The 12965-nt window shown below is 74.6% G+C and carries 15 protein-coding genes; 6 read left to right on the top strand and 9 right to left on the bottom strand.

The annotated features are described in order from the left end of the window. Nucleotides 1–71 precede the first annotated feature (71 nt). The 3 genes from AB0K51_RS21815 (at nt 72) to AB0K51_RS21805 (ending at nt 3156) form a co-directional block, all read left to right on the top strand. Nucleotides 72–1004 carry an ROK family protein gene (locus tag AB0K51_RS21815; protein ID WP_363457976.1) on the top strand — a complete coding sequence of 311 codons (933 nt, stop codon included), beginning with the start codon at nt 72–74 and terminating at the stop codon, nt 1002–1004. Then, entirely contained in the window at nt 1001–2203 is a 1203-nt protein-coding gene (nagA, locus tag AB0K51_RS21810; RefSeq protein ID WP_363457973.1) for an N-acetylglucosamine-6-phosphate deacetylase, read from the top strand. Before AB0K51_RS21815 ends, nagA begins: the two co-directional genes overlap by 4 nt. 98 nt (nt 2204–2301) lie before the next feature. Beyond that, entirely contained in the window at nt 2302–3156 is an 855-nt protein-coding gene (locus tag AB0K51_RS21805; protein WP_363457970.1) for a class II fructose-bisphosphate aldolase, read from the top strand. A 41-nt stretch (nt 3157–3197) separates the two neighbouring features. On the opposite strand, the gene AB0K51_RS21800 is transcribed toward AB0K51_RS21805, so the two are convergent. Together AB0K51_RS21800 and AB0K51_RS21795 are read right to left on the bottom strand one after the other, a co-directional pair. Further along, entirely contained in the window at nt 3198–4118 is a 921-nt protein-coding gene (locus tag AB0K51_RS21800) for a hypothetical protein (RefSeq protein ID WP_363457967.1), read from the bottom strand. Nucleotides 4119–4194: 76 nt separating this feature from the next. Then, a complete protein-coding gene (locus tag AB0K51_RS21795) occupies nt 4195–6021 on the bottom strand; it encodes a diguanylate cyclase (protein ID WP_363457964.1) in 1827 nt (608 codons plus the stop codon). Nucleotides 6022–6342: 321 nt separating this feature from the next. On the opposite strand from AB0K51_RS21795, the gene AB0K51_RS21790 reads away from it, so the two are divergent. Then, nucleotides 6343–6882 carry a flavin reductase family protein gene (locus AB0K51_RS21790; protein WP_363457961.1) on the top strand — a complete coding sequence of 180 codons (540 nt, stop codon included), beginning with the start codon at nt 6343–6345 and terminating at the stop codon, nt 6880–6882. A 24-nt stretch (nt 6883–6906) separates the two neighbouring features. Here AB0K51_RS21790 and arfB read toward each other — a convergent pair whose 3' ends face one another. Beyond that, on the bottom strand, nt 6907–7335 hold the full coding sequence (arfB, locus tag AB0K51_RS21785) for an alternative ribosome rescue aminoacyl-tRNA hydrolase ArfB (protein WP_363457959.1): 429 nt from the start codon (nt 7333–7335) through the stop codon (nt 6907–6909). Nucleotides 7336–7410: 75 nt separating this feature from the next. On the opposite strand from arfB, the gene AB0K51_RS21780 reads away from it, so the two are divergent. Both AB0K51_RS21780 and AB0K51_RS21775 read left to right on the top strand, forming a co-directional pair. After that, the gene (locus AB0K51_RS21780) at nt 7411–7899 is read left to right on the top strand and encodes a hypothetical protein (protein ID WP_363457956.1); all 489 of its coding nucleotides are present in this window, start codon (nt 7411–7413) and stop codon (nt 7897–7899) included. Between the two features lie 102 nt (nt 7900–8001). Next, entirely contained in the window at nt 8002–8577 is a 576-nt protein-coding gene (locus AB0K51_RS21775) for a TerD family protein (RefSeq protein WP_363457953.1), read from the top strand. A gap of 91 nt (nt 8578–8668) precedes the next feature. Here AB0K51_RS21775 and AB0K51_RS21770 read toward each other — a convergent pair whose 3' ends face one another. The 6 genes from AB0K51_RS21770 to folP form a co-directional block, all read right to left on the bottom strand. Beyond that, on the bottom strand, nt 8669–9739 hold the full coding sequence (locus AB0K51_RS21770) for a hypothetical protein (protein ID WP_363457951.1): 1071 nt from the start codon (nt 9737–9739) through the stop codon (nt 8669–8671). 148 nt (nt 9740–9887) lie between these two features. Continuing rightward, nucleotides 9888–10385: a DUF3180 domain-containing protein gene (locus AB0K51_RS21765; protein WP_363457948.1), complete on the bottom strand. Its 498-nt coding sequence runs from the start codon at nt 10383–10385 to the stop codon at nt 9888–9890. Between the two features lie 148 nt (nt 10386–10533). Continuing rightward, nucleotides 10534–11133 (bottom strand): 2-amino-4-hydroxy-6-hydroxymethyldihydropteridine diphosphokinase, encoded by a 600-nt coding sequence (gene folK, locus AB0K51_RS21760; protein WP_363457946.1) that lies wholly within the window; start codon nt 11131–11133, stop codon nt 10534–10536. Nucleotides 11134–11166: 33 nt separating this feature from the next. Next, nucleotides 11167–11526 carry a dihydroneopterin aldolase gene (gene folB, locus AB0K51_RS21755; protein ID WP_363458119.1) on the bottom strand — a complete coding sequence of 120 codons (360 nt, stop codon included), beginning with the start codon at nt 11524–11526 and terminating at the stop codon, nt 11167–11169. Between the two features lie 195 nt (nt 11527–11721). Then, nucleotides 11722–12219 (bottom strand): nuclear transport factor 2 family protein, encoded by a 498-nt coding sequence (locus AB0K51_RS21750; protein ID WP_363457943.1) that lies wholly within the window; start codon nt 12217–12219, stop codon nt 11722–11724. 2 nt (nt 12220–12221) lie between these two features. Further along, nucleotides 12222–12965 (bottom strand): dihydropteroate synthase (gene folP / locus AB0K51_RS21745; RefSeq protein ID WP_363457941.1); only part of this gene is annotated, 744 nt, incomplete at its 5' end.

Here is a 12965-nt window from a genome sequence, read left to right as displayed (position 1 = left end):
ACCTCTCAGGACCAGACCAATCGAGCAACTGGACTAGACCTCTTCGACCTGGCCAAGGGAAACTGTCCCCCGTGAAGCACGTCATCGCACTCGATGTAGGCGGCACCGGCATGAAGGCCGCGCTGCTCGCCCAGGACGGCTCCGTGCTGTTTGAGGCACGCCGACCGACCGGGCGGGAGCACGGCACCGACGCCGTCATCGCCACCATCCTCGACTTCGCCGCCGACCTGGCGCAGGAAGGCCGCGACCGGTTCGGCGTCGGCCCCCTCGCCGCGGGCGTCGCCGTGCCGGGGACGATCGACGAGAAGAACGGGATCGCGGTCTTCTCCGCCAACCTCGGCTGGCGCGACCTGCCGATGCGCAAGCTGCTCGGCGAGCGCCTCGGCGGGCTGCCCGTCGCCCTCGGCCACGACGTCCGCTCCGGCGGGCTGGCCGAGGGCCGGATCGGCGCCGGCCAGGGCGTGGAGCGCTTCCTGTTCATCGCGCTCGGCACCGGCATCGCCGGCGCGATCGGGATCAACGGCACCATCGAGGCCGGCGCCCACGGCTACGGCGGCGAGATCGGCCACGTGGTGGTCCGCCCCGGCGGACCGCGGTGCGGCTGCGGCGCCCGCGGCTGCCTGGAGACCCTGGCCTCGGCCTCCGCGGTCTCCCGCGCCTGGGCCGACGCGGTCGGCGACCCGGCCGCCGACGCCGCCGCCTGCGCGCTGGCGGTCGACGCCGGCGACCCGCGGGCGATCGAGGTCTGGCGGACCGCGGTGGACGCGCTCGCCGACGGCATCGTGCTGGCGCAGAGCCTGCTCGACCCGTCGACGGTGATCGTCGGCGGCGGGCTCGCGGAGGCCGGTGACACCCTCTTCACGCCCCTGCGCGCGGCGATCGGCGAGCGGTTGACCTTCCAGATGCCCCCGAAGGTCGTACCGGCCATGCTCAAAGACACCGCGGCGTCCCTGGGCGCTGGCCTGCTCGCCTGGGATCTGCTCTCGATGGAGGTGTCCGCGTGACAAGCGCACGCAACCGACCGGCGGCTGGGCCGCGGGGTACTGCACTGGCCGGCGGCCGACTGGTCCTGCCCGGCGGGGTGGTCGAAGGCGGTCGGCTGACCGTCGAGGGCCCGCGCATCGCGGGCCTGGGCGGCGAGCCGGAGCCGGGTGACCTCGACCTCACCGGCTACACCGTCGTCCCGGGCTTCGTCGACCTGCACGTGCACGGCGGCGGCGGCGCCTCGTACGCCTCGGGGATCGCGGAGGAGGCGCTGGTCGCCGCCCGCACCCACCTGGAACACGGCACCACCACCACGGTCGCGTCCACCGTCACCGGCGAGATCGACGAGGTCTGCCGCCAGGCGGCGGTCCTCTCCGAACTGGTCGAGGACGGCGTGCTGGCCGGCGTGCACTTCGAGGGCCCGTTCATCTCGCACAACCGGTGCGGCGCCCACCGCCCCGACCTGCTGCGCGACCCCGACCCGTCGCTGGTGCGCAAGCTCGCCGACGCCGCCCGCGGCCACGCCAAGATGTTCACCCTCGCCCCGGAGCTGCCCGGCGGCCTGGAGTCGGTGCGGATGCTCACCGACAACGGCATCATCGCCGCCGTCGGCCACACCGACTCCGACTACGACCGGACGCTCGAGGCGATCGACGCCGGCGCCACCGTCGCCACCCACCTGTTCAACGCGATGCCGGGCATCCAGCACCGCGCCCCCGGCCCGATCGTGGCCCTGCTCGAGGACGAGCGGGTCACCGTCGAACTGATCAACGACGGCATCCACCTGCACCCCTCGGTGCTGGAACTCGCCTACGGCACGGCCGGCGCCGACCGCGTCGCGCTGATCACCGACGCGATGGGCGCGGCCGGCATGGGCGACGGCCTGTACCCGCTCGGCCCGCTCCAGGTCCGGGTCGAGAACGGCGTCGCGCGCCTGGTCGAGGGCGGCTCCATCGCGGGCTCCACCCTCACCCTGGACGTCTCCTTCCGACGCGCCGTCACCGTCCTCGGGCTCAGCCTCGACCAGGCCGTCACCTCGCTGTCCACCGTCCCCGCCCGACTGCTCGGCCTGGCCGACACCATCGGCACCCTGGAGGCAGGCAAGAACGCCGACCTCGTCGTCCTCGACTCCGACAGCTACGAGCTCGTCGCGGTGTTGCGCCGCGGCGAGTGGATCGTCGGCGCGGACCGCTTCGCTCAGGTCGGCAACCCGGCCTGACCCGGGCCGCCCGCCGCGACGCGGGCGCCCCGGACTCCCGCCACGGGGGTGAGCAGCGGAACCTGCGCCTCGCTACTCACCCCACCGGGAGCCCCGCCTTGCCGCTCGCCCGTACCTCCGACCTGCTCGCCTCCGCCGCCGCCGACGGCCGCGGACTGCCCGCCTTCAACGTGATCACGCTGGAGCACGCCGAGGCGATCGCCGCCGGCGCGGAGGCCGCCGGCACCCCCGCGATCCTCCAGATCAGCCAGAACGCGGTCGCCTTCCACGGCGGGCGGCTGCTGCCGCTGGCCCGCGCCTGCGCCGAGGTCGCCGCCGCCGCGCACGTCCCGCTCTCGCTCCACCTCGACCACGTCGAGGACTTCGACCTGCTGCGGACCGCCCCCGCCGCCGGGTTCTCCTCCGCGATGTTCGACGCCTCGCACCTGCCGCACGCCGAGAACGTCAAGGCCACCGCGGAGGCCGGCGCCTGGGCGCACCGCCACGGGCTGCACCTGGAGGCCGAGCTCGGCAAGGTCGGCGGCAAGGACGGCGCACCGCCGCTCTCCGCCCACGCCCCGGGCGCCCGCACCGACCCGGCGGAGGCCGCCGCCTACGTCGCCGACACCGGCGTGGACGCGCTCGCCGTCGCGGTCGGCTCCTCGCACGCCATGACCACCCGCACCGCCGCGCTCGACCACGAGCTGATCCGGCGCCTCACCGCGGCCGTCCCCGTCCCGCTGGTGCTGCACGGCAGCTCCGGCGTGCCGGACGCCGAGCTCACCTCCGCGGTCGCCGCCGGCATGGTGAAGATCAACATCGGTACGGCCCTCAACCTGGCCTTCACCCCGGCCGTCCGCGACCACCTCGCCGGCGACCCCGCGGTGACCGACCCGCGCAAGTACCTCGCCCCGGCCCGCACCGCGATGGCGCGGACGGTCGAGCACCTCGCCAGGGTCGTGGCCGGGAGCTGACGACCCGTGAGGGGGCGCGGTCGACCGCGCCCCCGACGGGCCTACTTCGTCGGGTAGCTGTTCACCGACATCGGCGTCAGGGCCACCTGGTCGAGCAGCACGCTGCCGGACGTGCCGGCCGGCAGGGTCACCGTCAGGGTGTTCTGCCCGGCCTGCAGGTTGGGCCATATGTTGGTGCTGTACCAGGACTGGGCCGGATCCGGCGTGCCGGACTTGGAGTAGTTCTTGAACGTGACGCCGCCCTTGTGGTCCTGCCCGTTGACGGAGACCGCGGCGGGGGTGTCGGCGCCGGTGTTGTTGAAGTGCAGCCAGAACTTGTACTGGCCCGCGGTGGCCGCGTTGACGGTCCAGGTGAAGGTGGAGCCCGCCTGCAGGGTGAGGTAGCTGCCGTCAGCGGAGATCGCGCCCTTGACGGTGGAGTCGGTGGCGGCGCCCTGCGCCTGCAGCTTGGTCGCGTCGGAGAGCGGGTCGCCCGCCGCGGTCGGGCTGGGCGCGGCGCTGGAGGCGACCGGGGCGGAGCTGGCGGGCGCCGCGGTGCCGGAGTGGCTCGCACCGGCGTCCGGCTTGCCGTCGCCGTCGCCGGTGGAGAGCGCGATGCCCGCGCCGACCGCGATCGCGGCGACCACGGCGACGGCGCCGATCACGGTCGCCTTGCCGCGCCCGGCCGGGCGGTCCTCGCCGGGCCGCGGACGGGAGCGCTCGGCGTACCGCGGCTGGTGGGGCAGCGCGGTGGTGGTCTCCTGACCCGGCTGACCGGGCTGGGCCGGCTGCGGGCGGGCGGCCGGCGGCTGCGCGGGGCGCTCGCCGTAGCTGGCCCGGCCGACCTCCATGGGGCGGCTGTACGAGCTGCGCGGCTGCGCGGGTGCGGCCTGCTCGCCCTCGGCGGGGCGGTACAGGTACGCGAAGGGGTCCTCGTCGCCCGCGCCGCCCGCGGGCGCTTCGTTGCTGCCGGCCGTGGTCACGGTCAACTCCCCAGTGCTGGACGCTCTCGTACCCAGGGCACCCTACCTGGCATTGCTGAGCTGGGGGAAAGCCGGATCAGCCCGCGCGGCGGTGCGAGCGCTCCCCGCGCGAGCCGCGCACCGCTCCGCCGCGCGCCCGTTTCTCGTCGTACATCCGCTCGTCGGCCGCGTGCAGCACCTCGTCGATGCTCATGCCGCAGCCGGCCCAGCCGATGCCCAGGCTGACGCCGACCCGCATCGCCCGGTTGTCGATCCGCATCGGCGGGAGGATCGCGCCGCGCAGTCGGCCCGCCAGGTCCTTGGCCTCCTCGCGGCCGATGCCGTCGGCGAGCACCACGAACTCGTCGCCGCCCATCCGGGCGACGGTGTCGCCCTCCCGGACGGCCTGCTGGAGGCGGCGGGCGACCTCGATCAGCACCGCGTCCCCGGCGTTGTGGCCGAACCGGTCGTTGACCGACTTGAACCCGTCCAGGTCGCAGAAGAGGACGGCCAGGCCCTTGTCGCCGGGCGGCTGCGCGGCCCGGCGGTGGCCGGCCCAGGCCTCGCTGCCGGGCGACTCGGCGGGGACCACCGCGTGCACGTGCGCCACCGCGGCGCCGCTGTGGCGCAGCACCTGCCCGGCGGCGAAGGCCTCGCGGTCCCGTTCCAGTCCCTCGTCAGGGGCCGCGTAGCCGTGGGCCAGCGCGGCGGGGGCCCCGGGGCCCGGGTAGGCGGCGTGCGCGGCGTACGAGGGCGGGTAGGGGGCACCGGGCGGGGGCAGGGCGTGGCCGGACGGCGCCTGGTGGCCGAGTTCGCCGGGGTGCGCGACGGCGTGCGCGGGGAGCGAGCAGAGCCGGCGGCCGAGCCGGGCGCGCAGTTCGGCGCCGTTGGGCAGGCCGGTGAGGGCGTCGTGGCTGGCGCGGTGGGCGAGCTGGAGCTCGTGTCGCTTGCGGTCCTCGATGTCCTCGACGTGGGTGAGCAGGAAGCTGGGGCCCTCGGCGGCGTCGGCGACCACCGAGTTGCGCAGGCAGACCCACTGGTAGCCGCCGTCGCGGCGGGCCAGCCGCAGTTCGGCGCGCCCGCCCTCGGCGCTGGTGCGGCGCAGCAGGTCGAGGTCGTCGGGGTGCACCAGGTCGGCGAAGCGCTGCTGGCGCAGGGTGGCCCGGGGGCGGCCGAGCAGTCGGCACAGGGCGTCGTTGACGCGGGTGAGCTGGCCCATCGCGTCGCCGTGCAGCTCGGTGATGGCCATCCCGCTGGGGGCGTACTCGAAGGCCTGCCGGAAGGACTCCTCGCTGGCCCGCAGGGCCTGCTGCTCCTTCTCCAGGCGGGCCAGGGCGCGCTGCATCTCCGCGCGCAGCCGGGCGTTCCCGATCGCGATGGAGGCCTGCAGGGAGAACATCTCCAGGGCCTCGCGGGTCCACGCACCGGGGCGCTTGCCGCTGCGCGGGCGGTCCACCGACAGGACGCCGAGCAGGTCGCCGCCGGCGCTGTACATCGGGGCGAGCAGCACGTCCTGCGGGTGCCAGTCGTTGGAGTAGACCGGCAGCGGGCCGTCGCCGGTCCAGGTGGGCACGTCGGTGGCGATCGCCCAGCCGCGGTCGTGCGGGATGAAGCGCAGGGTGCCCCAGTGGTCGGCGACCTGCAGCATCCGCTCCCAGGACTCCCGGGAGCCGACCTGGCCGAGCAGCACCGCGGGACCGCCGAAGGCGCTCTCCTCTATCTCCCACACCGCGGCGACCACCAGGTCGCCGTCCGGGCGGACCAGGCTGACCGCCGCCGCGTCGAACCCGAGCCCGTGCACCGCGCCTTCGACGACCGCCTGCAGGGTCCCCGCCAGGCTCCGGGCAGCGTTGAGGTCCGCCACGACCCGGTGCAAGGTGCGGAGGGTCGCGAGGCGGACGTAGGGCTCCGACTCGGCTTCCATGCGGGGGCTCCCCGGCTGTTCGGATAGTGCTTGAAAGGTTGTCGTCCGATTGCCAGAAGAACTGAATCACAGGGAGCACTGCGATAGGCACGCTCGGTCAGCAATAGCCTGTCAGTGTGACTCAAATCACATAATGCTCATGCCGAGGAATGCTCCGGAATCCGGCCGTACCGGGAGCTTCCCCAACAAACGCCCGCCGAAGGCCCGCTGAACGAGGGTCAGCTCGCGGCGCCGCCTTCCCGCAGCTCAGCCCAGCGACCGACCGGACCTACGACCAGGGCCCGATACCGGCGGGCCGGACCGGGGACTACCGTGCGGTACGTGTACAGCACCCCGCAGTCCCCCGCCGCCACCGCCGCCGCCACGCCCGAGGAGTTCCGCGCGGCGCTCTCCCAGCTGGCCTCCGGCGTCTCGCTGGTGACCGCCCACGACCCCGAGGGCGGCGCCGACGGCGAGGACGTGGGCATGACCGCCACGTCCTTCCTCTCGGTGTCGCTGGAGCCGCCGATGGTGCTGGTCTCGGTGCGCGAGGACTCGCGGATGGACGAGCTGCTCACCCGGGTCGACACCTGGGCGGTGTCGCTGCTGGCCGAGGAACAGCGCACGCTGGCCTCGCGGTTCGCGATGAAGGGCCGGCTCAGCGACCGGCTGCTGTTCGCCGACGCCCCGCACACCCGCGGCCCGCACTCCGGGGCGCCGCTGATCACCGGGGCCCTGGCCACCGTCGAGTGCCGCACCGAGCAGCGGGTGCCGGCCGGCGACCACGTCCTGGTGCTCGGCCGGGTCCTGGAGGCCCGGGTGACCGCCCCGGCGGACGGACCGCTGCTGTACTTCCGCAGCGGCTACCGCAAGCTCGGCTGACCGTCCGTCAGCAGGGCTGGCGCGTCACTCCGGACGGATCCGGCCCCGGCCCTGCTTCAGCGAGGCGCGGTGCTTCTTGCTCTCCAGTCGCCGCTCGACCATGCCGCGGCTCGGCTTGGTGGCCCGCCGGGCCTTCGGCGGCGGTGCGGTGGCCTCGCCGAGCAGCGCGGCCAGCCGGGCCGCCGCCACCTCGCGGTTGCGCCACTGCGAGCGGTGCTCGGAGGCGCGCACCACCAGCACCCCGTCGACCAGCCGGGATGCCAGCCGCTCCAGGGCGCGTTCCTTCCACACCGGCGGCAGCGCGGCGGAGGCCGCCAGGTCGTACAGCAGCTCGACCCGGCTGTCGGAGGTGTTCACGTGCTGCCCGCCCGGTCCGGACGAGCGGGAGAAGCGCCAGACGAGCTCGGCGTCGGGGACGACCACCGAACCCCGTACGCGCACAGGCTCAGTCATGCGCCCATCATCCCGTCCGGCCGCGCCCGCGTCACGCGGTTAACGCCGCCCGCCCGCGAGGGGAGAATGGCGGGCGTGATCGAGCTCGGCTACTCCCTCTCCACCCGTTTCCCCGACCCCCCGCAGACCGACTACCGGACCGCACCGGTGCGGGCGCTGCGGCACGACCTGTTCGCCGGCGACGTCTACCTGGAGGCGGACGGCTCGGACGTGGAGACCCGCTGGGGCTGGGTGCCGGTGCTGGACTTCGCCTGGGCGGTGTGCGACATCGCCGACCGGCTCGACGACGACCCGCGGGGCAGCCGCTCGGCCCGGGTGGTCACCGAGGACCTGGACTTCACCCAGAACACCGAGCTGCTGCGCTTCACCCGCCGCTTCGGCTGGGTCGAGATCACCGCCACCTGGCGCCCCGACGACCCGCCGCTGGTCGTCCGACACGCCGAACTGCGGCGCGAGGCGCGGGACTTCCTGCAGGATGTGCTTGCCGATCTGTTCGATCTGCACGAGGGCCTGGCCGACAACCCGAACATCTGGACCGTCCAGGGCCGCTACCCCAGAATCTGACGGCCGACCGGGGGAGGAAACCATCCGTCCACCAAGCGATGGAACCAACGGCCGCCCGTCCGGCGTTCTCCCCGCAAAACCGACCGAAGGGACACCACAACCATGCCCGTGAGCCTCTCCAAGGGTGGCAACGTCTCGCTGACCAAGGAGGCCCCCGGCCTGACCGCGGTCACCGTCGGCCTCGGCTGGGACGTGCGCACCACCACCGGCTCCGAGTTCGACCTCGACGCCAGCGCGATCGTCCTGAACGGCGAAGGCAAGGTGTACTCCGACCGCCACTTCGTCTTCTTCAACAACACCAGCACCCCGGACAGCACCGTCGTCCACACCGGCGACAACCGCACCGGCGAGGGCGAGGGCGACGACGAGCGGATCAACGTCAACCTGGCCGCGCTGCCCGCCGACGTCACCCGGATCACCTTCCCGGTCTCGATCTACGACGGCAACAACCGCGGCCAGAACTTCGGCCAGGTCCGCAACGCCTACATCCGGGTGCTGAACGCGGCCGGCGGCGCCGAGATCGCCCGCTACGACCTCTCCGAGGACGCCGCCACCGAGACCGCGATGGTCTTCGGCGAGCTGTACCGCAACGGCGCGGAGTGGAAGTTCCGCGCCATCGGCCAGGGCTACGCCTCGGGCCTGGTCGGCATCGCCCAGGACTTCGGCGTCAACGTCTGACCCCGCGCGGCCGCCTGACGCCGCGCCGGCCGCGAAAACGCCCCGGCCCCCTCCGTGCGGAGGGGGCCGGGGCGCATCCGTGGTCAGCGGGTCAGGAACGGCCGGCCCGCAGCTCGGGCAGCTCCAGCAGCTCGGTCTCGTCGTGCGGGGTCAGGTCGACCACCTCCGGCACGGTGTCCGACTCGGCGTGCTGGTGGCTCGGCGGCTGCTCCACCGCCAGGTGGTCGGGCTGCTGCGCGGCGTCCACCGGCCCGGCGTCCACCACCGCGTACTGCTCGCTGGCGGCCAGCGCCTCGTCCCCGACCACGTCGGCCAGGTCGCCGACCGCCGGGGCCGGCGCGGCCGCCCGCAGCGCGGCCCGGGCGCTGCCCGGCCGGCCGAAGAAGCTGAAGTTCGCCGCCCGCGGGCGCTGCCGCCCGCCCGGGACGACCGCAGCGGACTGCTCCGGGACGGCCTGCTCGACGGCGCCGGACGCCTGCGCGGGGACCACGGCGGCGGTCGGCGGCACCGGCTTCGGCAGCGCCGAGGCGACCGTGCGCAGGGTCTGCGCGGTGGGCACCGGCTGCGGCATCTTCGGGCGCAGCTCGACCTGGGCCCGCTCGTCCACCTCCCGGTTCGCCTCGGCGGTCGCGGCCTGCCGCTCCAGGTGCCGCAGCGCGGCCGCCGCCCGGACGTACGCGGCCGGGGAGGCCGGGTTCCTTGGGCGGGACGCCTCCAGCGCCTGCTGGACCGCCTCCGCCTCCTTCAGCGCCTGCTCGGCGACCATCACCGCGCGCTCGCGCAGCAGCCGGGCGATCTCGGTCTCCGCCTTCGCCAGCCGGGACTTCTCCGCGGTCAGCCGCCGGCCGAAGCGGGTGGCCCGCTCCTCGGCGACCTCGGCCGCGTACTCGGCCTCGGCGAGCTGTTCCTCGAACCGCTCCTCGGCGCGCAGCCGGCGCACCCTGGCGAGCTCCGCGGCGGTCCGGGCCGCCCGGTCGCGCTGGCGCAGCACCAGGCCCAGGCCGACCACGGCGACCACGGCCGCCACGCCGACCGAGCGGGCCACGATCTGGTCCGGACTGGCCACCAGCGCGGCGAGCGCCGCGAGCACGAGCACACCGGAGGCGGCCGGTGGCAGCGACCGGCCGAGGAAGGAGGAATGACGGTGGCGTCCGCGAGACATGGCTAGAAACTAGCGTGCGAGTCAGGGCCCTGTCAGCCTCGCCCCCCATTCGGGCCTTGACAGTCCGCCAGAAACACGCACCGGAGTGGATCATTGGCCGAAAGTCACCGGTTTCTGACCCGTCGTCAGCGCATCGCGGGGTCCCGGCTCAGCGGGGGGAGGCGGCCGTCCCGCGCGGGCGCTCCGGGTCGTCGTGGTCCTCGGGGAGCCGGCAGATGTGCTGCAGCCAGAGCGCCACCGCGATCACCGCCGCACCGGCCAGCACCGCCCAGCCGGCGGTCTGCGCCTGCGCCCGGCGGGCTGCCACCTCCAGCTGGCCGAGCAGGAACACCCCGACGCCCGCGTAGATCCCGGTCACCACCGAGGAGACCAGCGCACTGGCCTGCCCCAGCACCAGCACCCGGGCCGCGTGCAGCGGGTCCACGCCCTTCGCCCCGGGCTGCCGCTCGCGCACCGCCTTCAGCCGGGACCGCAGCGAGATCGCCGCGGCCAGCAGCACCACCGCGATCGCCGCCAGCACGTACGGCGCGTAGGCGGGCACGCCGGGCAGGGTGCCCAGCGAGTCCCACAGCCGGGCCCCGGCCCAGGACAGCGCCCCGGTGATCGCGATGATGCCGAGCAACAGACGGAGACGGAGCGGCTTCACGCGGACGGGGTTCCTTCCCTGGTGACGGGCGGGGCGGCGGCCCCGGCGGGCCGGGACGGCGGCGACCAGCCCACCGTACCGGCCCGGCCGCACCCGCAGGGAGCTACGCCCGCGTGCGGCCGGAAGTTCCCGCCACCGCGGCGGCCGGCTACTCCGGCAGCTGCAGCCGGAGGTCGGCCCGCAGCCGGACGCCCTGCGCCGCGGCGCCACCGAGGCCGTCCAGCAGTGCGGCGACCTTCCCGTGGCCGGGGATCTCCGCCTGCCCGTCGGCGTCCTGCCAGGGCGCCAGGACGAACGCCCGCTCGTGCGCCCGCGGGTGCGGGAGCAGCAGGTGCGGGTCGTCGCTGGTGACGCCCTCGTAGTCGAGCACGTCGACGTCCAGGGTGCGCGGGCCCCAGTGCACGGTGCGCACCCGCCCGAAGGCGTCCTCCACCGCGTTGGCGCGCTCCAGCAGGTCGGCCGGCGGCAGTGAGGTGCGCAGCAGCACCACCGCGTTGAAGTAGCTCGGCTGGTCGGCGGGGCCGCCGACCGCGTCGGTCTCGTACACCGCGGAGACCGCGGTGATCCGCAGGCCCGGGGTGTCGCCGAGCGCGTCCACCGCGCCCTGCAGGGTCTCCAGGCGGTTGCCCAGGTTGCTGCCCAGGGCGAGGGCGGCGTGCCGGGATGAGTGCAGGGTGGACTCGGCTCGGTCCACCCGGCGTTCCAGGTCGAAGGTGGTCGGCGAGGCGGTCGGGTCAGTCGTCGGCAACGGAATTCCCTCTGCTCGGCTTCCGACGGGGCGTCAGGAGCGCCCCCGGCGGATGGTGATGGTGACGTCGTCGAAGGGCACGGTGATCGGGGCGTCCGGCTTGTGCACGGTGACCTCGACCTCCTCGACCACCTCGTGCGCCAGGCACCGGTCGGCGATCCGCTGGGCGAGCGTCTCGATCAGGTCCACGGGATCCCCGGCGATCACCGCCGTGACCTCCTCCGCGATCACGCCGTAGTGCGCGGTGCGGGTGAGGTCGTCGCCCGCGGCGGCCGGCCGGGTGTCGAGGAACAGCACCAGGTCGACCACGAAGGTCTGCCCCTCGATGCGCTCGCGCTCGAAGACGCCGTGGTGGCCCCGGGCACGCAGGCCCCGCAGGGTGACGCGGTCCAGCAAACGAATCACTGCTCCCAGCTGACGGCCCCGCACGGGCGGGGACCGGCGGGCACCGGTCGCCCGCCGCCCCTCGAATCTACCTTCGAGCACCGACCGCGCCAGACCGCCTCCCCGGCCGCCCACCCGTTCGGACTGGCCTCGGCGGCACTTGACGACGCCCGCCCGCGCCTGCTCGGCGCGCGGGCCGCGCCGTCACTCGTCCTCGTCGTCCTCGTCGTCGTCGCCGCTGGTGAGCACCGGCGAGCCGTGGTGCGACCACAGCTTCCAGCCGTCCGAGGTGCGGCGGAACAGGTTGGTCGACACGACCTTCCCGCCCACCAGCGGCCCCAGTTCGCCCTCCTCCTCGGGCTCACCGCCGGACAGGATGTTCTCGGTGCAGGTGACCAGCGCCACATCGCCCTGCACGTCGACCTCGACGTCGGTCAGGAAGAACTGGATGTACTCGGTGTTCGCCATGATCAGCATGTACGAGCGGGTCACCTGGGCCCGCCCGATCAGCACCGGCCAGCCGGGGTGCACGCAGAACACGCCGCCCTTGTCGTCAGCCTCGTCCGGCCCCAGCCAGATCGACTCGACGGCCTCCAGGTCGCCGGTCTCCAGCGCCTCGTAGAGCGTCTGGTTGGCCGCCAGCACCGCCTCGCGGTCCGACTCCAGCGCCGCCCGGTCGTTGCCGCTCACTGCCTCCGCCACGCCTACCCCCTTCGCGCCGCCCGCTGCCAGGCAGCGACCACTCGTACGGCGTCAGCCGTGCCGGCCACATCGTGCACCCGCACCGCCCAGGCGCCCGCCCGGGCCGACAGCACCGAGACCGCCGCCGTGGCGTCGTCCCGCTGCCGCGCCGGGCGCAGCTCCCCGGTTTCCGGGTTGGCGAGCAGCGTACCCAGGAAGCGCTTGCGCGAAGCCGCCACCAGCACCGGCCGCCCCAAAGCGGTCAGCGCGTCCAGCCGGCCCAGCAGCGCCCAGTTGTGCTCACTGGTCTTCGCGAACCCCAGCCCCGGGTCGAGGATCAGCTGCTCCTCCTTCACCCCGGCGGCCAGCAGCGCCTCCACCCGGGCGGTCAGCTCCGCCACCACGTCCGCGACCACGTCCCGGTAGACCGCGAGGGCGTCCATGTCCGCGGACTGGCCGCGCCAGTGCATCACCACGAACGGCGCCCCGGTGGCCGCCACCACCTCGGCCATCGCCGGGTCGGCCAGCGCGCCGGAGACGTCGTTGACCACCCTGGCGCCGGCCTCGACCGCCGCCGCGGCGACGCTCGCCCGCATGGTGTCCACCGACACCACCACCCCGGCCCGGGCCAGCTCGGTCACCACCGGGATCACCCGGCGCAGCTCCTCCGCCTCGGTGACCCGCTGGGCGCCCGGCCGCGTCGACTCGCCGCCGACGTCGACCAGGTCCGCCCCGCGGGCCACCAGGTCCAGTCCGTGTGCGACCGC

Source organism: Kitasatospora sp. NPDC049285 (assembly GCF_040678815.1).
GTDB lineage: Bacteria > Actinomycetota > Actinomycetes > Streptomycetales > Streptomycetaceae > Kitasatospora.
The sequence above is the reverse complement of the archived record's forward strand: the minus strand, read 5'-3'. Positions and strand labels throughout refer to the sequence as shown.